The organism is Streptomyces sp. CB01373, from assembly GCF_002803075.1.
Taxonomy (GTDB): domain Bacteria; phylum Actinomycetota; class Actinomycetes; order Streptomycetales; family Streptomycetaceae; genus Streptomyces.
The window spans coordinates 104764-124624 of sequence record NZ_NNBK01000020.1 but is presented as its reverse complement, the minus strand read 5'-3'; the positions used below and the strand labels follow the sequence as shown (position 1 = coordinate 124624).

At 69.6% G+C, this 19861-nt stretch carries 16 protein-coding genes and 2 pseudogenes; 8 read left to right on the top strand and 10 right to left on the bottom strand.

The window, feature by feature from the left end; all coding sequences use genetic code 11:
• Nucleotides 1–23: 23 nt before the first annotated feature.
• The 3 genes and pseudogenes from CG719_RS29205 to repSA form a co-directional block, all read right to left on the bottom strand.
• Nucleotides 24–1148: pseudogene (locus CG719_RS29205) on the bottom strand (tyrosine-type recombinase/integrase); the annotation flags it as partial.
• Between the two features lies 1 nt (nucleotide 1149).
• Nucleotides 1150–1251 (bottom strand): annotated as a pseudogene (locus CG719_RS35955) (DNA-binding protein); the annotation flags it as partial.
• A 2-nt stretch (nucleotides 1252–1253) separates the two neighbouring features.
• Nucleotides 1254–2633 carry a replication initiator protein RepSA gene (gene repSA, locus CG719_RS29200; protein WP_442802755.1) on the bottom strand — a complete coding sequence of 460 codons (1380 nt, stop codon included), beginning with the start codon at nucleotides 2631–2633 and terminating at the stop codon, nucleotides 1254–1256.
• 930 nt (nucleotides 2634–3563) lie between these two features.
• Between repSA and CG719_RS29195 the strand changes: the two genes are divergently transcribed.
• Nucleotides 3564–3992 (top strand): hypothetical protein, encoded by a 429-nt coding sequence (locus CG719_RS29195; protein WP_159024975.1) that lies wholly within the window; start codon nucleotides 3564–3566, stop codon nucleotides 3990–3992.
• Nucleotides 3993–5072: 1080 nt separating this feature from the next.
• Here the strand turns inward: CG719_RS29195 and CG719_RS29190 are convergent.
• Nucleotides 5073–5480 carry a hypothetical protein gene (locus CG719_RS29190; RefSeq protein ID WP_324838952.1) on the bottom strand — a complete coding sequence of 136 codons (408 nt, stop codon included), beginning with the start codon at nucleotides 5478–5480 and terminating at the stop codon, nucleotides 5073–5075.
• Nucleotides 5481–5676: 196 nt separating this feature from the next.
• On the opposite strand from CG719_RS29190, the gene CG719_RS35950 reads away from it, so the two are divergent.
• From CG719_RS35950 to CG719_RS29160, 6 genes are all read left to right on the top strand, one after another.
• Entirely contained in the window at nucleotides 5677–5994 is a 318-nt protein-coding gene (locus CG719_RS35950; RefSeq protein WP_199836823.1) for a hypothetical protein, read from the top strand.
• 125 nt (nucleotides 5995–6119) lie between these two features.
• Nucleotides 6120–7226 (top strand): 23S rRNA (adenine(2503)-C(2))-methyltransferase RlmN, encoded by a 1107-nt coding sequence (gene rlmN / locus CG719_RS29180; RefSeq protein ID WP_100571710.1) that lies wholly within the window; start codon nucleotides 6120–6122, stop codon nucleotides 7224–7226.
• Between the two features lie 220 nt (nucleotides 7227–7446).
• A complete protein-coding gene (locus CG719_RS29175; protein ID WP_100571709.1) occupies nucleotides 7447–8523 on the top strand; it encodes a thiamine ABC transporter substrate-binding protein in 1077 nt (358 codons plus the stop codon).
• Entirely contained in the window at nucleotides 8499–10172 is a 1674-nt protein-coding gene (locus tag CG719_RS29170) for an ABC transporter permease (protein ID WP_199836822.1), read from the top strand. The genes CG719_RS29175 and CG719_RS29170 overlap by 25 nt, the downstream gene beginning before the upstream one ends.
• A complete protein-coding gene (locus CG719_RS29165) occupies nucleotides 10173–11192 on the top strand; it encodes an ABC transporter ATP-binding protein (RefSeq protein ID WP_100571707.1) in 1020 nt (339 codons plus the stop codon). It begins immediately after the preceding gene.
• Between the two features lie 25 nt (nucleotides 11193–11217).
• On the top strand, nucleotides 11218–12012 hold the full coding sequence (locus CG719_RS29160) for a maleylpyruvate isomerase N-terminal domain-containing protein (RefSeq protein WP_100571706.1): 795 nt from the start codon (nucleotides 11218–11220) through the stop codon (nucleotides 12010–12012).
• A 57-nt stretch (nucleotides 12013–12069) separates the two neighbouring features.
• Here the strand turns inward: CG719_RS29160 and CG719_RS29155 are convergent, their stop codons facing one another.
• The 6 genes from CG719_RS29155 to CG719_RS29130 all read right to left on the bottom strand — a co-directional run bounded on the left by CG719_RS29155 (nucleotide 12070) and on the right by CG719_RS29130 (nucleotide 18129).
• A complete protein-coding gene (locus CG719_RS29155) occupies nucleotides 12070–12825 on the bottom strand; it encodes an LAETG motif-containing sortase-dependent surface protein (protein WP_100571705.1) in 756 nt (251 codons plus the stop codon).
• Nucleotides 12826–13075: 250 nt separating this feature from the next.
• A complete protein-coding gene (locus CG719_RS29150; protein WP_100571704.1) occupies nucleotides 13076–13483 on the bottom strand; it encodes a VOC family protein in 408 nt (135 codons plus the stop codon).
• A gap of 132 nt (nucleotides 13484–13615) precedes the next feature.
• Nucleotides 13616–15274: a pentapeptide repeat-containing protein gene (locus CG719_RS29145; protein ID WP_100571703.1), complete on the bottom strand. Its 1659-nt coding sequence runs from the start codon at nucleotides 15272–15274 to the stop codon at nucleotides 13616–13618.
• Nucleotides 15256–15999, bottom strand: a complete 744-nt coding sequence (locus CG719_RS29140) for an ABC transporter ATP-binding protein (protein WP_100571702.1) — start codon at nucleotides 15997–15999, stop codon at nucleotides 15256–15258. The genes CG719_RS29145 and CG719_RS29140 overlap by 19 nt, the downstream gene beginning before the upstream one ends.
• A 256-nt stretch (nucleotides 16000–16255) precedes the next feature.
• Nucleotides 16256–17635 (bottom strand): aspartate aminotransferase family protein, encoded by a 1380-nt coding sequence (locus CG719_RS29135; RefSeq protein WP_100571701.1) that lies wholly within the window; start codon nucleotides 17633–17635, stop codon nucleotides 16256–16258.
• Nucleotides 17620–18129, bottom strand: a complete 510-nt coding sequence (locus CG719_RS29130; protein ID WP_199836821.1) for an Lrp/AsnC family transcriptional regulator — start codon at nucleotides 18127–18129, stop codon at nucleotides 17620–17622. Before CG719_RS29130 ends, CG719_RS29135 begins: the two co-directional genes overlap by 16 nt.
• 181 nt (nucleotides 18130–18310) lie before the next feature.
• Between CG719_RS29130 and CG719_RS29125 the strand changes: the two genes are divergently transcribed.
• A complete protein-coding gene (locus CG719_RS29125) occupies nucleotides 18311–19759 on the top strand; it encodes a gamma-aminobutyraldehyde dehydrogenase (protein ID WP_100571700.1) in 1449 nt (482 codons plus the stop codon).
• Nucleotides 19760–19861: the final 102 nt, after the last annotated feature.

Genomic DNA, 19861 nt, shown 5'->3' with positions numbered 1-19861 from the left:
GCGGACAGGGGGCCTGGTGTGGGTCACTGGGCCGTCTCTGGGCCGTCAGGCTCGCGCGGGGCCGGCAGAAGCACCCGATCCACGGCCTTCCTCGTACGCTCCTGACTCGACGGCATCAGGTGCGCGTACACCCGCAGCGTCAACCCAGGGTCGGAGTGCCCCAGGTACTCACTCACGGCCTTGATGCTCTCTCCCGCGTCGAGCAGGACCGAGGCGTAGAAGTGCCTCAGCGCGTGCATGCCGTGCTCGCGGGCGGACTCGTACTTGCGGTCCTCCCCGGCTTCCGCGATCAAGCCAGCCGCCGCGAGTGCAGGCTTCCATTCCTGGATATTGAAGTTGCTGCGCCAGACGAGTCCGCTTGCAGTGTTCGTGAACAGGAGGCGGGCCGACACCTTCGGGCCGTCCGGCTTGCGCCAGGGCAACGTGATCTCGACCGGCTTGTACGCGTCCATATGGGCACGAAGTGCCTCGGCGACCGATGGAGGCAGTGGTACGTCCCGCTCCTTGTTGCATTTCGGCGGAGCGAACACGGCCTTTCCTCGGATGAGCTTCACCTGCCTGACCACCCGCAGTGTGGCGCCCTCGAAATCCAGTGCATCCTCAGCGAGCCCAACGATCTCGCCTTGACGGAGTCCGCACCCCGCGCCCACGTCCACCATGGTCCGGTACCGCTCGGGGAGCGCGGCGCGGACGGCGTGCACCTGCGCGGGCAGCCACGGCACAACGCGGCGTTGCTCGGCGACCGGCGGGCGGACGGACTTCGCGGAGCACGGGTTTCGGGGCAACAGCCCGTCGTCAACCGCTGCACTGAGTACGGCTCGTACGTCGCCGTAGATGTTCCGCGCGTACCCGCCACTCACGGCAGGGTCCTTATCCAGCGCGCTCACCAGTCCACGGATGTGCTCCGGACGGAACGAGTCCAGCGGCCGTGCACCAATCAGCCGGAACGCGTGCAGACGCAACCGCTGTTCGACCACGACCTGACTGGCCGGGTCGATGCCGTGAGTCTGGAGCCACCTCTCCGCGTAGCTCTTGAAGGTGATCCGAGCAGCGCGCGGGTCGATGTACCGACCGCGCGACATGTCCGACGCAATGTCAGTGAGCCACTGCTCAGCGAGCCGTTTCTGACGGTCCGGGAAACTCTTGGACGCGCTTGCGGCGCCACTGGTAGACCGTCTCGACACTGGGCAGCTCGAACATCTCGACCAGGTCCTCAGGGGTCAGGAACCGGTTCGGCAGCTGTGAGGCCATGGTCAGCACTCCCTTTCGTCGGCGAGTTGGTCGCGTAGGGCTTCGCGGGCGGTGTGGCGGTTGAGTTGGAGGTCGCGGGCGATGGTGGCGGCGAGGGCGGATTCGCCGGGGGTGTGGCCGTGGCCGGCGTATTGCCAGTCGGCGAGGACGAGGACGGTGTCCGGCTCGGCGTCGTCCAGGCCGAGGGCGGCGTGTTCCTGGGCGGCGCGGTAGTCGGCGCGTGTCTGGCGGAGGGCGCCGAGGGTGGTGGAGTAGCGGCGGGATTTGGAGGAGAAGTGGCCGCGGAAGCCGAGCATGTGCGCCCAGGCCCACAGCCGCCGGTCTGGATACAGGGGGTCGAGCGTCTTGCAGGCTTCGATCAGGTGCCGGGTGTGGTCGGGGACTTGGTGGCGGTCGAGTTCGGCGAGTTCGCCGATGCGTCGGTCGAGGGTTCCGGTGTTTTCGGCGGCTTTGGTGGCGTACTTGGCGACGTAGGAGGCGACGGCCTGTTCGGTGATGTCGGAGCTGTCCCCGAAGGCTTTGACGGGCCGGACGTCGAGTTGGGTGCCCCAGCGGAAGGTGCGGGCCGGTTGGTCCGCGGCGGCCGGGGCGGAGACCGAGGTGTATGAGTGCGCGGCGGCGGCGCGGATCGCGTCGGCGAGGAGGCCGACGGTGGCCCAGGATGGCGGCGGGGTGTCCGGGCCGTCGGGTCCGTCGAGGCGGATCACGGCGTGGAAGTGGACGGCGCCGCGCTTTTGGAACTCGGCGACCTTGCCGTAGGACAGCCGGGTCGATTCCTTCAGCTCCCGTTGGGTGATGCCGGCGTGGGCGGCGATCTCGCGGCGGAGCCGGTTGGTGAAGCGCTGCCAGAGCTGTCCGGCGTGGTTGTTGAACAGCACGGCGCCCGCGTAGTCGTAGGTGGCCGGGTCGAGGGCGGTGCCCAGTTCGGGAGCGTCGGGGGCGTGGCGGGTGCCGCAGCGGCAGGCGCCATGGTCGGGCCGGTTGTGGACCGGGCCGAACGAGGGTGCGGTGAGGGTGGCGAAGACGCGGGGGTGATCGCGGACGGTGGCGGGGATGTCGCGGCGGTCGTCGCCCGCGAGCCCTGCGCGGATGAGGTGGTAGGTGTCGCCCGCGTAGGTCCAGGCGCAGGACGGGCAGCGGGAGGCGCGGCGGTTGCCGCAGGCGACGCGGAGTCGTCCGCCCGGCTCACCCTCGGTGCTGTAGTGGTGCAGGGTCTGGCCGGTGGTCTTGTCCTTGTGGAGGACCCAGCCGGTCAGGTGGATGGGGTCGGCGCATCCTCCGGTGCGGCGGATCTGGTCTTGCCAGCGGTCGAAGCCGGGGGACCCGGCCACCCGCAGGGAGCTCCCATCCCGTCCACCGTCGACCCAGGCAGAGCCGAGCAGACGCGGCCCATGGCGTCCAGGTCGTTCGTACAGTGGCGCGCTCCACCTGGACGCCATGGACCACGCCCGCTCCACGGTGTGTGGGTCGACGGCGGACGGGATGGGAGCTGAGGTGGTTGGTGGAAAAGGTGAATGGTTGCGCGGCGGCGATTTTCAGCCACATTTTATGATCTATCCAGCTAGAAGATGCTAGCCAATGCTAGCCAATCCAAGTTGCCCCCGACCTGCGTGAACGGATGATTCCAAAATCCCTGTGTAACGCTTTCGTCGCTCTGACCAGGGAAAATGCTCTGGCTTGTTCTTGCATTGCGTACGCACTACAGGAAAGCCTCGCGTAGAGCCTCGCGGAACGGCTAACTCCTGCCTGAAGCCGCCCTCTTGGGGTCCCTCACAAGGCAGCATGCTCGTAACAGCCAGAAGCCCACCACGCGGCTCCGACCTGGAAGCAAGGGCTGCGTGATGGGCTAGGAACCCGGAGGTTCTACAGTGAGTTTGGACCCGACCCCGAGGTATCTGTCAAACCGCCCCAAGTTCCCGTGGGTGGTCGTGATCGTCCTCGTGCTAATGATCGTATGGCCGCCTGTTGCCGAAGCGGTGAGTGCCTACGTCGATGCGGTCGCTGTTGCGGCCCTTTTCGCTGCCGGTTCCAGTACAGCAGTGAAGTACAGCAACCACAGCCGCCGATCCCGTCCGGTAGCGTCTCCCTAGGACCGTAGCGTGACCTGTCTTACCGCCGCTGACCGATTTCTTTAGAGCTACGGATCAGAAGGTTGCAGGTCCGAATCCTGCCGAGTGCGCACAGACCGGAGGCCCTGGAGAGATCCGGGGCCTCTGGCGTTTCAGAGGTAAGAGGCTCCCGGCCGAAGTCGCTGCGCCGACCGCTCTGTAGGGTGCGGCACACACTGGGGCGGGGTAGCTACTGGGGGAGTCATGAACGGCATGAAGGCTCATCAGCACATCGATGTGCGACCGTGGCACGTCTTTGCGTTCGGCTCGGCGCTGGGGTTGGCCGCGCTCTACGAGCGGGTGCAGGGCTTTCGGTCGGGCCGCCAATACGTGCTGTGCCACCAGTCACCAGCTCTGAACCACATCACGCTCGTGGCTCTCGCACTGGTCGCAGGAGCCTTCCTGATGGCCGTGGTCGGCGCGGGGACAGCGACCGTGAGGGGCAAGCCTTCGCGCCCTCCGTTCCTCATTGCTTGCATGTTGGCCGCCCTGGCCCTAGTGGTGGCAGCCGACAGGGTGGACGCCGGCGGCGAACAGCGGGCAGCCAAGATGGCGGCCGAGCCCTTCAGAGAGAACATCTGCGACTACGCGCCGCAGGACTACTCGGCCACTCCCGGTTGGTTCTCCTGGTGATCAGCCGCGGACGGTGATGAGAGGGATGGGTCCGTACTCGACGCCTTGGATCACCTGCACGGCTTGGCACGCGGCGATCACTGCGCCTCACCATGAGCTCGGCAGACAGCCCGACACCACCGAGCACACCCCAGGACTCCGATCAGCGTGACCGACGGCTAGGCCCACCTCGTGCCCGCCGTCTCATTTCCCGTCTCATTCAGCCCCGTTCACGGCCGTTCAGGAAGGACCGCACGCCGGGCTCAACGAAGGACTGAGAGGGACGATTAGATAACACAAAGGTAACGGATTGCTGGCCGTTTTGAGGGGGTCTGGGGCGATTCGTAGGTCACGGGAGGGTCACGGGAGCCAGATCACGTTATTAAGGCCCCTTGCGTTCCTGTCGTGATCAATAAATGCGAAATCGCTGCTCGCGCTGAGTTGCTGCAAGGCGCAAATGGCGTCTCAATTGCCAGCCAAATGGCAGCCATTGGCGGGCATTTGGGGCCGGCGAACCTTTTGCGTATCCCCTGGCCTACCAGCCACTATGGGCGACGTCATGAAGAAGCCCACCCATCCGCAGGCTTACCGGGCACAGGCGGAAAGGTGGGCACAAGCCGTAGGAGGCTCCGTATGAGTGTGACTCGTGCCCCATGGGGCGTGTCAATCCCGAACCTCAAGCTATGGGTGATCACTGTCGTGGTCGTCGTGATCGATTGGCGCGCTGTGGCTGATGCGCTGACCGCACTCGCCAATGTTCTGGGGCTCGTAGCCGTCCTGAGTGTGGGGGCGTACAGCAGCGCGGTACAGCAACCGCGCCGACCCTCAACCGACTGGACCGTCCTCCAATGACCGCTTGACCATGCTGCAGGACCTCAGCGACCCTCCCGCCCATAGTTCGCATCGAGGGGCGACCTGACATCCACGGCTGACATCAACGACGCCGGACGGGGGCGTACCCCAGCGCCTCTGTCCGGCCGTCGCTCCAGTCGATGACAGCAGGCGGAGCAGGCTCGGATCGAACTCCTAAAGCGGGTGTCGTGCCAACGGGCACGTGGCTCATTGGTCGCGGTGGTGACGCCCGCAGCGCGCAGCCCTGTGCTATTCGGCCAGGTAGCCAAGTCCATGGTCCGTCGGCCGGGTAGTCACAGATCCACCCCTCACCTGCCACTCGACCTGTTGAGCCACCTCGCTGCTGGCTACAAAGAGTCCGCGAACCCGGTCCCCGTCCTCGTCGGAAGCAGGGATCGCGGCTATGGACCGCAGTTGCTCCATGAACCAGTCCACAGCCGACTCACGAACATCGCCGCCGTAGAACACGTAGTAGGTCCAGTTGAAGTGGCGGGCGGGAAAGCCCCAGCCGCCGCTGTAGTGCCCGTCAGAATGCCCCGCGATCACTTGACGGACGGCGGCGAGCTGCTGCTCGTCGCACTCCAGCCAGCCCCTGATGGAGACGAAAACGCCCATCTTGTCGCCCTCCCATTGGACCAGCATCACCGTGCCTGCCAAGAGCCGATCTTCCGTGGGAATCGTAGGCGCACCCCCCACCCGCGGGCCGGGCCGACAGCAACGCTGACGGCAACGAGGGCGAACGGCGGCGGCTCCCACTAGCCCGCCGCGGCGGTGGCGCAAGCCTGTCGGCCTGAGGTACGAGGGGTCCGCCCGCATCTTCTAAGCACCGGTCCCAGGGCGTCATGATCTGCCGATGGATGAGTACGCCTGGCCCACGGGCCCTGAAGTGCCGGCCGCGGACTTGGTGCGGGAGAGCTGGGAGGCAACCGTCGCGGCTCTGCCCGTCGAGGCCCGGATCACTGGGGAGGTCATCGGTCGCCAGCGCTTCGGGGTCTTCATACGTATAGACGGCGTGCCGTACGCCACAGCGCTGGCGGAGATCACGGCCATGCCGCTCGGGATGGACCTCGCAGCCCTCGGGGCCTTCGTCAGTGGGGAGGTCATCTGGCACGCCGCCCACAACCACCAGGTCAAGGTCCAGCTCGATGAGTGGCGGGCAGCCGACGAGTGATCTTCGCTGGGCCGTCTCTGGGCCGTCCGAGGCTGCTCAGGGGCGACCGGTGACGACTACTAACGACAGTCGTAGCGACCGGCAGCCCCAGGTCACAGGATTTGATCTGCGACACTGGTAGCGCCATGCCTAAGCCCGGAGAACTCACTTTCGTCGCCCCGCGCGGTGCCAAGAAGCCGCCGCGGCATCTTGCCGACCTGTCGCCTGCCGAGCGCAAGGAGGCTGTCGCCGCGATCGGCGAGAAGCCGTTTCGTGCGAAGCAGCTCTCGCAGCACTACTTCGCGCGGTACGCGCACGACCCGGAGCAGTGGACCGACATCCCCGCCGGGTCCCGCGCCAAGCTCCAGGAGGCGCTGCTTCCGGAGCTGATGACGGTCGTACGGCATCTGTCGACCGACCAGGGGACCACCCGCAAGACGCTGTGGCGCCTGTTCGACGGCACGCTCGTGGAGTCGGTGCTCATGCGCTACCCGGACCGGGTGACCATGTGCATCAGCTCGCAGGCGGGCTGCGGCATGAACTGCCCGTTCTGCGCCACGGGACAGGCCGGGCTCGACCGGAACCTGTCCACCGCCGAGATCGTGCACCAGATCGTCGACGGGATGCGCGCCCTGCGGGACGGCGAAGTCCCCGGTGGTCCCGCGCGCCTGTCGAACATCGTCTTCATGGGCATGGGCGAGCCGCTCGCCAACTACAACCGCGTCGTCGGTGCCATCCGCGCCCTGACCGACCCCGAGCCGGACGGGCTCGGCCTGTCCCAGCGCGGGATCACCGTCTCGACGGTGGGCCTGGTCCCGGCGATCCACCGGTTCTCCGACGAGGGCTTCAAGTGCCGGCTCGCCATCTCCCTGCACGCGCCGGACGACGAGCTGCGCGACACGCTCGTCCCGGTCAACACGCGGTGGAAGGTGCGGGAGGTGCTCGACGCCGGATTCGAGTACACCGCCAGGTCCGGGCGGCGGCTGTCCATCGAGTACGCGCTGATCCGGGACATCAACGACCAGGCGTGGCGCGGCGACCGGCTCGGCCGGCTGCTCAAGGGCAAGCCCGTGCACGTCAACCTCATCCCGTTGAACCCGACGCCCGGCTCGAAGTGGACCGCGTCCCGGCCCGAGGACGAGAAGGCGTTCGTCGAGGCGATCGCCGCCCACGGTGTGCCGGTGACCGTCCGGGACACCCGGGGCCAGGAGATCGACGGCGCCTGCGGTCAGCTGGCTGCGACCGAAAGGTAGCCGGACGGTAGGCTGAGAACCTACACATCTTCATATTCCGACAGGGGAGCGCCACAGCGCTGAGAGTGCGGCACCGGCCGCAGACCCTCTGAACCTCGCCCAGGTCATTCTGGGTAGGAAGTTCGGTCATCACTCAAGCTGTTGTGCCCTGCCCGGGTGTCCCTCGCGGACCCCGGGCAGGGCCGCGTCTCTTCCTGGCCAACCCCCAGGAGGACATCCAGTGCACATCAAGACGTTCGCCGTGGCCGCGGTCGGGCTCGGCCTGGTCACGCTGTCGGCGTGCGGCTCGTCACCCAGCGACAAGGGCTCCGCGGGCGCCAAAACGGTGACCCTCGTCAGCCACAACTCGTGGGCCGCCTCCAAGAGCGTCATCGCCGACTTCGAGAAGAGCTCCGGCTACAAGGTGAAGGTCCTGGAGGACGGCGACGCCGGCCAGGCCGTCAACAAGGCCATCCTCACCAAGGACAACCCGCAGGGCGACGTCTTCTTCGGCGTCGACAACACCCTGCTGTCCCGCGCCCTGGACAACGGGCTGTTCCAGCCGTACGAGCCGAAGGGCGCCGACCTGGTCCTGCCGCAGTACCGGGTCGACGAGGCCAAGCACCGGGTCACGCCCATCGACACCGGCGACATCTGCGTCAACTACGACAAGAAGTACTTCGCCGACCACAAGCTGACCCCGCCCGCCTCGTTCGACGACCTGATCAAGCCGGAGTACAGGAACCTCCTCGTCACCGAGAACGCCGCCACCTCCTCGCCCGGCCTCGGCTTCCTGCTCGGCACCGCCGCCAAGTACGGCGACCAGGGCTGGCAGGACTACTGGAAGAAGCTCAAGGCCAACGGCGTCAAGGTCGTCGACGGCTGGGAGCAGGCCTACAACCAGGAGTTCTCCGGTTCCGCCGGCGGCAGGAAGGCCAAGGGCGACCGGCCCCTCGTCGTCTCCTACGCCTCCTCGCCGCCCGCCGAGGTCATCTACGCCGACCCGCGGCCGAAGACCGCGCCGACCGGCGTCGCGCAGGGCACCTGCTTCCGCCAGGTCGAGTACGCGGGACTGCTCAGCAACGCCAGGAACACCGAAGGGGGCAAGGCCTTCCTGGACTTCCTGATCACCAAGAAGTTCCAGGACGACATGCCGCTGAACATGTTCGTCTACCCGGTGCGCGAAGGCGCCCAGGTGCCCGCGGAGTTCGCCGAGTACGGCCCCCAGGCCAAGAACCCCGAGACCCTGGCCCCCGACAGGATCGCCGCCAACCGTGACCAGTGGGTCAAGTCGTGGACCTCGCTCGTCCTCAGGTAGGCCGCGGACGCGGCCGCCGCACGGGGAACGCGGCGCGGCTCGGCCTCATGGCCGTGCCCGTCGCGTTCTTCGCGGTGTTCTTCGCCTACCCCGTGGCCGCGATCGTCCGGCGCGGCCTGGAGACGGACGGGGCCTGGCAGCTGCGGCGGATCACCGATGTGCTCGGACAGTCCGACATCCGGCACGTGCTGTGGTTCACCACCTGGCAGGCGCTCGCCTCCACCGCGCTCACCCTGCTCGTCGCCCTGCCCGGCGCCTATGTCTTCGCCCGCCTCGACTTCCCCGGCCGACAGGTCCTGCGGGCCGTCGTCACCGTGCCGTTCGTGCTGCCCACCGTCGTGGTCGGCACCGCGTTCCTCGCGCTGATCGGGCGGGGCGGCCTGCTCGACGAACTGTGGGGCGTCCGGCTGGACACCACGGTGTGGGCGATCCTGCTCGCCCACGTCTTCTTCAACTACGCCGTCGTCGTACGGACCGTGGGCGGACTGTGGGCGGGGCTCGACCCGCGCCAGGAGGAGGCGGCCCGGATGCTCGGCGCCTCGCCGCTGACCGCCTGGCGCAAGGTCACCCTGCCCGCGCTGGCCCCAGCGGTGGGCGCCGCGGCGCTGATGGTCTTCCTGTTCACGTTCACCTCCTTCGGCGTGGTGCAGATCCTCGGCGGCCCCGCCTTCTCCACCCTCGAAGTGGAGATCTACCGGCAGACCTCCGAGATCTTCGACCTGGCGACCGCGGCGGTCCTGACGATCCTCCAGTTCGCGGCGGTGGGCGCGATCCTCGCCGTGCACGCCTGGACCGTACGGCGCCGGGAGACCGCGCTGAAGCTGGTGGACGCCTCGCTGACCGCCCGCCGGCCGCGCGGCGCCGGACAGTGGACGCTGCTGGCCGGCGTCCTCGCCACCGTCGCCGTCCTCCTCGTGCTGCCGCTCGCGGTACTGGTGCAGCGGTCGCTCGCCGCGCCCGGCTTCGGCTACTACCGGGCGCTGACGAACGCGGACGGCGGCACCTTCCTGGTCGCGCCGATCCACGCCGTCGGCACCTCCCTGAGCTACGCCGCCGCGGCGACCGCCATCGCCGTGGTGATCGGCGCGCTCGCCGCCGCCGCTCTCACCCGCCGGGACGCCGGCCGGCTCGTGCGCGGCTTCGACGCGCTGCTGATGCTGCCGCTCGGGGTCTCGGCGGTGACCGTCGGCTTCGGCTTCCTGATCGCCCTGGACCGGCCGCCGCTGGACCTCAGGCAGTCCTGGATCCTGGTCCCGCTCGCGCAGGCCCTGGTCGGCGTGCCCTTCGTCGTACGGACCATGCTGCCCGTGCTGCGCGCGGTGGACGTACGGCTGCGGGAGGCTGCGGCCGTGCTCGGGGCCTCGCCGTGGCGGGTGTGGCGGGAGGTCGACCTGCCCCTCGTACGGCGGGCGCTGCTGATCGCCGCCGGGTTCGCCTTCGCGGTGTCCCTGGGGGAGTTCGGGGCGACCGTGTTCATCGCGCGGCCCGAAAGTCCGACGCTGCCGGTCGCCGTGGCACGGCTGATCGGCCGCCCGGGCGACCTCAACTACGGCCAGGCGATGGCCCTGTCGACGATTCTGATGGTGGTGTGCGCGGTGGCGCTGCTGGTGCTCGAGCGGCTGCGCACCGACCGGAGCGGGGAGTTCTAGATGCTGCTGAGCCTCGATGCCGCGACCGTGCGCTTCGGCGGACGGGCCGTGCTGGACGCGGTCGACCTGTCGGTCGCCGAGCACGAGATCGTGTGCGTGCTCGGACCCAGCGGCAGCGGTAAGTCGACGCTGCTGCGCGCGGTGGCCGGGCTTCAGCCGCTGGACTCCGGACGGGTGCTGCTGGACGGGCGGGACCAGTCGGGGGTGCCGGTGCACCGGCGCGAGGTGGGGCTGATGTTCCAGGACCACCAGCTGTTCCCGCAGCGGGACGTGGCCGGCAACGTCGGCTTCGGACTGCGTATGCGCGGCTCGGCCAAGGGAGAACGGGACGCCCGGGTCGGGGAGTTGCTGGAGCTGGTCGGGCTGCCCGGGGCCGGGCGGCGTGCCGTGGCCGCGCTCTCCGGCGGGGAGCAGCAGCGAGTGGCCCTGGCCCGGGCGCTCGCCCCCCGGCCGCGGCTGCTGATGCTGGACGAGCCGCTCGGCCAGCTCGACCGCTCGCTGCGGGAGCGTCTCGTCGTGGAACTGCGTGACCTGTTCGGGCGGTTGGGCACGACCGTGCTCGCCGTCACGCACGACCAGGGCGAGGCCTTCGCCCTCGCCGACCGGGTCGTGGTGATGCGGGACGGCAGGATCGCCCAGTCGGGGACGCCACTTGAGGTGTGGCAGCGGCCGGCCGATGCGTTCGTGGCACGTTTCCTCGGCTTCGAGAACGTGGTGGAGGCGAGCGTGGACGGAGAGGCCGCGGTCACCCCGTGGGGCAAGGTGCCGGTGCCCGGCGGCTCGGCCCAGGGCTCCCGCACCCTCCTCGTCCGGCCCGCCGGAGTCCGCCTGGTCCCCGCCGACGAGGGCCTGCCCTGCACGGTGACCGCGCGCACCTTCAAGGGCACCCACGTCACCGTCCACCTCCAGCCCGCCAACGCCCCGCGTCTGGAGGCCGCCTGCGCCCTGCGTACGGCACCGGAGGTCGGGGACGGGGTGGCGGTGGAGTTCGACACGGCCGAAATCCTGGTGATGGAATGATCGCGCGGCACCTAGTGTGCGGAGCATGACGCTACTTGCCTACAACCGTTACTGCGACCAAATCGCCTACCAAGTCGACGAGTTGAGGTCCCTGGTCACCTCCGGGACCGACTTGTCCAGCACTGTGCCGACCTGTCCGGACTGGACACTGGAGAAGCTGGTCCGGCACGTGGGCGGCGCCCTGCGCTGGACCGAGGCGCTGGTCAGGACCCGCGCACAGGAGAACATTCCGCCCACGGAGATCCCACTGGCCGGGGGCCCCGAGGCGCAGGGCGACCCGGCCGCCCTGGACGCCTGGCTGGCGGAGACCGGCCGCATCCTCGTCGAGGCCCTCCGTGATGCCGGACCGGACACGAAGGTGTGGACCTGGGCCGGAATCCTCGACGCCGGCTTCTGGGCCCGCCGGATGACCCACGAGATCACGATCCACCGTGCCGACGCGGCGCTCACCGCGGGCCGGCCCTACGAGGTCGCCGCGGACGTGGCCGCCGACGCCGTCGACGAGTGGCTGCAGATCGTGCAGTTCATCCAGCGGAGCAACGCGCGCCCGGGCATCCAGGAGCTGCGCGGGCCGGGCCGCAGCATCCATCTGCACGCCACCGACGCCGATCCCGGGCTGAACGCCGAGTGGGTCGTCGAGCTCGCCGAGGACGGCGTCGTCTGGCGCCGCGGTCATGAGAAGGCGACCGTCGCCCTGCGCGGGCCGCTCACCTCCGTGCTGCTCGCGTTCTGTCGCCGGCTTCCCCTGGACAGCCCCGGCTTGGAGGTGCTCGGCGAGCGCGAGGCGCTGGAGTTCTGGCTGGAGCGGGCGGCCTTCTGAACGACCGTGGCCCGCCCCCGAACTCGGGGGCGGGCCACGGATGGTGTGCGCGGGGCGTCAGCGGTTGCTGTTCGCTCCACGGCGGCGCATGCCGAAGAACACGGCGCCACCGCCGACGACGACCAGGGCGGCCGCGATGCCGGCGATCATGCCGGTGTTGGAGTCGGCACCGGTCTCGGCGAGGTTGGAGTCACCGACCGCGGGCGACGGGGCGTTGGCCTCGGCGCCCGCGGGGGCGGTGGTGCTCTCCGAGGCGGACGGCGCCGAGGACGCCTCCTGCGACGGGGACTCCTCCGACTCCGGGGCGGACTCCGACGGGGCCGGCTTCTCCGTCTCCGTCTCCGTCGGAGACGGCGTGGTGGAATCGGTCGGCTCCTCGGTCGGCTCCTCGCTCGGCTTCTCGGACTTGCACGCGGTCGCCGGAGCGGTCAGGTTGCCCTTGATGTCCGCGTTGACCTTGAACCGGCTGTTCTTCGCGGTCTCGACGTGGACCCGGTAGACCGCGTTCGGCTGCCAGTCCTCGGCGAAGGTGATCGTGGTCGCACCCTGGATCGGCTTCTCACCGATCTTCTTGGCGTCGGCACCCTTGTCCTCGAGGAACACGGTGACCGTGGCCGGGGTTTTGGAGGTGTCGGTGCTCTTGACGACGATGACACCGTTCTCGCCGTCACACTTGGCTTCGGCGGAGAAGTCCTTGATGTCACAGGCGAGTGCGTTACCCGCAGCGCCGAGAGCGAGAGCGGCGGACGCGGAGGCGACACCGAGGATGCGCACGGTACGTGCGGTACGGCGGGATATGGACAAGATAGCCACTTTGCCCTTCACGGGATGCCCAATTGCGGGGGGTTTGGGGGGCGTTGGGGCGGCGACGAGGCCGAACCCACAGAAACCCCAGGAGGCTCAGATTTATAAGTGCTCCAGCGGGAGTGTCAATCCGAAAGCCTCCCACCGGCGTTGACTTTACCGCATTATTAACTAGGCAAATGTTTCAACGTGTTGGCAGACGTCGGGGCGGGTGCCGACGCACCCGCCCCGATCGTGGTGAGCCTCCGCCCCCGCGGGCTCAGCCCTGCACCGCTGCCGGGTCCATCCACATGACCTCCCAGGTGTGGCCGTCGAGGTCGTCGAAGGCGCGGCCGTACATGAAGCCGTGGTCCTGTGTCTCGCCGCTCACGGTGCCACCGGCCGCGACCGCCTTGTCCACCAGCTGGTCGACCTTCTCGCGGCTCTCCGCACTCAGACAGATCAGCACCTCGCTGGACCTGGTCGAGTCCGCGATCTCCTTCTTGGTGAAGTTGGCGTAGTGCTGCTTGCTGAGCAGCATCGCGACAATGGTGTCGCTGATGACGACGCAGGCGCAGTCGTCGGTGGAGAACTGGGGGTTGATGGTGTAGCCGAGGTCGGTGAAGAACTTCCCGGACGCGGCCACGTCGTTCGTCGCCAGGTTCACGAAGATCATCTGCTGGTACATGGCGGGTCTCTCCCATCGCGGTTCTTTGCCGTTCGCAGGGGTAGACCCGGGGCCGGCGCGGAACTCATCGGGGCCCCGGGACTTTTTTGTACGTCTTCTCCGGGCCCGGCGGCGAGCCGGTGGGCCGGTGGCTCAGGGGAGCAGCGGCAGTGCGGCGAGGTCGGCGACCACCAGGGTCAGCGGTACGAACAGGGCCAGCAGGGCGCCGCAGCGCAGGAGGGCGGCCGAGCGCAGCATCGTGACCGGCGCGCCGAGCCGCCGCAGCGCCGCGGTGGTGTCGGCACGGGACTGCCTCGCCTCGACGGCGGCGATCAGGAGGGTGGTCAGGGCGCAGCCGGTGACGAGCACCGTGCCCAGTGCCGTCAGCGGGCCGAGCGGCCGGGCGGAGCCGTCGTAGGCCGCGATCATGGCGTACGTCCCCGACGCCACCGCGCAGACCACGCCCAGCGGGCGGCCGACGCGGCCCGCCTCCGCCATCAGGACGCGTCCGGCCAGGAGCCGCAGGGCTCCCGGGCGCGCGGCCTGGAGCACACGGCCGCACAGGTGGGTGAGGCCGGGGCCGGCCAGGGCGAGGCCGAGGGCGGTCATCAGCCAGCCGACGAGCACCGTGGCGGAGTCGGCCGCAAGCCCGCCGGGCAGGGTCGGTCCCGGGGCGGCCGCGGAGTCGGCGGACTGTCCGGCGTACGCCTCCACGGCCAGCCCGGCGGCGAGCACGGCGATGCCCCAGGGGAGCCCGGAGGGCACCTGCCGCGGTGCCGGTGGCCGGTGGGGATCGGAGCCGTCACGCACACCTTCGCCCCCATGGGCGCCGGACGCCCCGGCCGGCTCCGCCCCGGCCAGGTCGGCTTCGGTCAGGCCGGCCCTGGTCGGGTCGGTCTCGGTCCGGTCGGTCTCGGCCAGGTAGGTCCCGGTCACGTCCGCGCCGGTCAGGCCGTGCCTGCTCGGGTCGGTCCGGGCGGGGTAGGTTCCGGTCGGGTCGATCCGGGTCCGGTCGGTCCCCGTCAGATCGGTCCCGGTCGGGTCGGGGCCGGTCAGGCCACTCAGGGGCAGGTCAGTACCCGTCAGGTCCGCCCCGGTCAGGTCTTCCCCGGTAGGGCCGTCCCCGGTTCGCACCGTGCTGACGGCCGTGTCCCGGGGCCGGGTCGCGCAGGCCGTCGCCGAGTCGCCCCGGCGCGTGGCGGTGCCGTCGCCGAGCCGGGCGCCGAAGCGGCCGTACGCACCGAACGTCTCCGGCGTGCCGGTGCGGCGGTACGCGCCGAAGCGGCCGAACCGGCCCGGAGGCCGGGGCGCCGAGGGCCGCGCCTCGCGGGGGTACAGCACCAGCGCGACCGCCACGGAGGCGAGGACGGGGACGACGGCCAGCAGGGTCAGCACCGCCGGCACCGGCAGCGGCTCCCCGGCCGCGAGGAACGCCTGCGCCGCGCCGACGCCGCGCAGGGACATGAAGACCAGCAGCGCGAGCAGCGAGCCGAGCCCGCAGGCCAGGGCGGTGGTGGCCGCCGAGACGGCCATCAGCCGGCCCTGGCCGAGGCCGAGCGCCGAGAGGCCGGGACGGGGACGGGTCCCCGGGTCGGTACGGGCCACCGCGACCGCGAGGTACAGCGTCGCGGCCAGGGGCAGCACGCACCAGGACAGCCGCAGTGCGGCCGCGGCCGCGTGCTCCGGGTGGCCGAGCGCGTAGCCGAGGCTGGACAGCAGCAGGAAGCCCGTGCCCGCCGACGCCGCGGCGACCGTCAGGCGGCGCAGATGGACGCCCGGGCGGGCGACGCGGATCAGACGGAGAGCGAGCACGCGGCCCGGCCTTCCGCCGTGTCGCCGACCGGGGGCAGATGCACGGTCCTCACACACCGCCCGTCGAGCACCGGCACCGTCCGGTCGGCGAGGGCCGCGGTCGCGGGGTCGTGCGTGGCGAGGACGACCGTGATGCCGTGCGAGCGCGCCGCGGTGGTGAGCGTGCGCAGCACATGGGCGCGGTCGGCGCGGTGCAGCGGGGCCGTCGGCTCGTCGGCGAACAGCACCGTGGGGAAGGGGGCGAGCGCGCGGGCGATGCAGACGCGCTGGCGTTCGGCCTGGCGCAGCCGGTGCGGGCGCATCCGCGCGAGGTCGCCGACGTCGAGGCGCTCCAGCCACTCCAGGGCGGCCGCCTTGGCCCGCCGCCGGCTGGTGCCCCGAAGCATCAGGGGCAGGGCCGTGTTCTCCCAGACGTTCAGCTCCGGTACGAGCACGGGCGCGGGGTCGACCCAGCCGAACCGGTCCCTGCGCAGCCGTTCACGGGCCAGCGGGCCGAGGCTGTGCAGGGGGACGCTGTTGAACCAGACCTCGCCGCGCCGCACCCGCGTCATGCCGGACAGGCACCGCAGCAGGGTGGTCTTGCCGCTGCCGCTCGGCCCGCTCACGGCGAGGATCTCGCCCTGCGCCACACCGAGGGAGACGCCGCCGAGAGCGGGCGAGCCGTCGTCGTGGGTGTAGTGCAGGGCCCGCGCCCAGAGCACCTCGTTCTCGGGTGGGACGTCCATGGGCGTACACCTCGGTTCTCATCGGGAATGCCGTGCCGTGTCCCCCGTACGGGCGAACGAGTTTGAAGACCTCGGGTCACGGAGCCGGTCCGACGCAGAGTGACGCGTCAACAGCACGCTAGGCAGCCCCTGTCAGGAGCCCGGACAGCACACGGCCCCGGGCCGCCGTTTCTCACTCGAACGGTCGGCACCGGGGCCGGTGATGATCAGCTGATCGCAGGTGTGCGCCTTTCGCGCGGCGGTCGGGCCGCCGCGGTCACAGCTTGGTCCACGCCTCCGTCAGGGTCGCGCGCAGGATCTGCTCGATCTCGTCGAAGGTCTCCTGGTTGGAGATCAGCGGCGGGGCGAGCTGGATGACCGGGTCGCCGCGGTCGTCGGCACGGCAGTACAGACCGTTGTCGAACAGCGCCTTGGAGAGGAAGCCGTACAGGACCCGCTCGGTCTCCTCCTCGTTGAAGGACTCCTTGGTGTGCTTGTCCTTCACCAGCTCGATGCCGTAGAAGAAGCCGTTGCCGCGGACGTCGCCGACGATCGGCAGGTCGTGCAGCTTCTGCAGGGTCGAGAGGAAGGCGCCCTCGTTGTCCAGCACGTGCTGGTTGAGGCCCTCGCGCTCGAACAGGTCGAGGTTGGCCAGGCCCACCGCGGCGGAGACCGGGTGGCCGCCGAAGGTGTAGCCGTGCAGGAAGGTGTTGTCGCCCTTGTAGAACGGCTCGGCCAGGCGGTCGGAGATGATGCACGCGCCGATCGGGGAGTAGCCCGAGGTCATGCCCTTGGCGCAGGTGATCATGTCCGGGACGTAGCCGAACTTGTCACAGGCGAACGTGGTGCCCAGGCGGCCGAAGGCGCAGATGACCTCGTCGGAGACGAGCAGCACGTCGTACTGGTCGCAGATCTCGCGCACGCGCTGGAAGTATCCGGGCGGCGGCGGGAAGCAGCCGCCGGCGTTCTGCACCGGCTCCAGGAAGACCGCGGCGACCGTGTCCGGGCCCTCGAAGAGGATCTGCTGTTCGATCTGGTCGGCGGCCCAGCGGCCGAAGGCCTCCGGGTCGTCGCCGAAGATCGGGGCGCGGTAGATGTTGGTGTTCGGCACCTTGTGCGCGCCCGGAACCAGCGGCTCGAACGGCGCCTTCAGGGCCGGCAGGCCGGTGATGGACAGGGCGCCCTGCGGGGTGCCGTGGTAGGCGACCGCGCGGGATATGACCTTGTACTTGGTGGGCTTGCCGGTCAGCTTGAAGTACTGCTTGGCGAGCTTCCAGGCGGTCTCGACCGCCTCGCCGCCGCCGGTGGTGAAGAAGACCTTGTTCAGGTCGCCCGGGGCGTGGTGCGCCAGACGCTCGGCCAGCTCGACGGCCTTGGGGTGGGCGTAGGACCAGACGGGGAAGAACGCCAGCTCCTGCGCCTGCTTGGACGCGGTCTCGGCCAGCTCCGTGCGGCCGTGACCGGCCTGGACCACGAACAGACCCGCGAGACCGTCGAGGTAGCGCCTGCCCTTGTCGTCGTAGATGTAGGTGCCCTCGCCGCGCACGATCGTCGGCACGGGGGCGTTCTCGTACGAGGACATGCGGGTGAAGTGCATCCACAGGTGATCGTACGCGGTACGGCTGAGGTCCTTGCTCACGGTTATCGGGTTCCCCACATGTAGGTCTGCTTCTTGAGCTTGAGGTAGACGAAGCTCTCGGTGGAGCGCACGCCGGGCAGCGCCCGGATGCGTTTGTTGATGACGTCCAGCAGCTGGTCGTCGTCCTCGCAGACGATCTCGGCGAGGATGTCGAACGAGCCCGCGGTCATCACCACGTACTCGACTTCCGACATGCCGGTCAGAGCGTCGGCCACGGACTCCGTGTCGCCTTCGACGTTGATCCCGACCATCGCCTGCCGGCGGAAGCCCACGGTGAGCGGGTCGGTCACGGCGACGATCTGCATCACGCCCTGGTCGAGCAGCTTCTGGACGCGCTGGCGCACGGCGGCCTCGGACAGGCCGACGGCCTTGCCGATGGCGGCGTACGGACGGCGGCCGTCCTCCTGCAACTGCTCGATGATGGCGAGGGAGACGGTGTCCAGGTTCGGGCTGCTGCCGTTCCTGGACTCGCGGGAGTCCCTCTGCTCTGCGCTTCGACTGGGCACGACCATACTCTGCACGACGTATCGACAGTTCCGCAAGGCCGGGGCGATGAAATTCGTTGTTTGCGACACCGAGACGTGCGGATTTCGCAGAACTCGCGCTGACAGGGGTGTTGAAAACGTGGCACCGCGGACTAGGGTGGGTGCCTCAGCGATGGGACATCTTGAACAGGACCAGGAGGGCCGGGCAGTGAGCACCGAGCTGGGACGGCTGCGCAAGCTCCGTAACTACATCGACGGCGAGTTCCGCGACGCCGCCGACGGACGGACCACCGAGGTGGTCAACCCCGCGACCGGCGACGCGTACGCGACCGCGCCGCTCTCCGGGCAGGCGGACGTCGACGCCGCCATGGCCGCCGCCGCCGCGGCCTTCCCGGGCTGGCGCGACACCACCCCGGCCGAGCGCCAGAAGGCTCTGCTGAAGATCGCGGACGCCTTCGAGGAGCGCGCCGAGGAACTGATCGCGGCCGAGGTGGAGAACACGGGCAAGCCCATCGGGCTGACCCGCTCCGAGGAGATCCCGCCGATGGTCGACCAGATCCGCTTCTTCGCGGGTGCGGCGCGGATGCTCGAGGGCCGCTCGGCCGGCGAGTACATGGACGGGATGACCTCGATCATCCGCCGCGAGCCGATCGGCGTCTGCGCGCAGGTCGCGCCGTGGAACTACCCGATGATGATGGCCGTGTGGAAGTTCGCCCCGGCGCTCGCCGCGGGCAACACGGTGGTGCTGAAGCCGTCGGACACCACCCCCGCCTCCACGGTCCTGATCGCCGACATCATCGGCTCGGTCCTGCCCAAGGGCGTCTTCAACGTCATCTGCGGCGACCGCGACACCGGCCGTCTGATGGTGGAGCACCCGACCCCGGCGATGGCCTCCATCACCGGCTCCGTGCGCGCCGGCATGTCGGTCGCCGAGTCGGCCTCCAAGGACCTCAAGCGGGTCCACCTGGAGCTGGGCGGCAAGGCCCCCGTCGTGGTCTTCGAGGACACCGACATCGACAAGGCCGTCGAGGACATCTCGGTCGCCGGCTTCTTCAACGCCGGCCAGGACTGCACGGCCGCCACCCGCGTCCTCGTGCACGAGTCCATCCACGACGCGTTCGTCTCCGCGCTCGCCAAGGCCGCGGCCGAGACGAAGACCGGGCAGCCGGACGACGAGGACGTCCTGTTCGGCCCGCTCAACAACCCCAACCAGCTCAAGCAGGTGGCCGGCTTCATCGAGCGGCTGCCCGCCCACGCCAAGGTCGAGGCCGGCGGCCACCAGGTCGGCGACAAGGGCTACTTCTACGCCCCGACCGTCGTCTCGGGCCTGAAGCAGGACGACGAGATCATCCAGAGGGAGGTCTTCGGCCCGGTCATCACCGTGCAGTCCTTCTCGGACGAGGACCAGGCCGTGGAGTGGGCCAACGGCGTCGAGTACGCGCTGGCCTCCTCGGTGTGGACCAAGGACCACTCCCGCGCCATGCGGATGTCCAAGAGGCTCGACTTCGGCTGCGTGTGGATCAACACCCACATCCCGCTGGTCGCCGAGATGCCGCACGGCGGCTTCAAGAAGTCCGGCTACGGCAAGGACCTGTCGGCGTACGGCTTCGAGGACTACACGCGCATCAAGCACGTCATGACGTCGCTCGACGCGTGACACGCTGACCGGGCGGTTCGCCCGCTCGCGGCCCCGGACGGAGGACGGACCGTCCGGGGCCGCGGTGTGTCCGGGGCAGGAAGCCCGGGGTGCGGCCGGGCG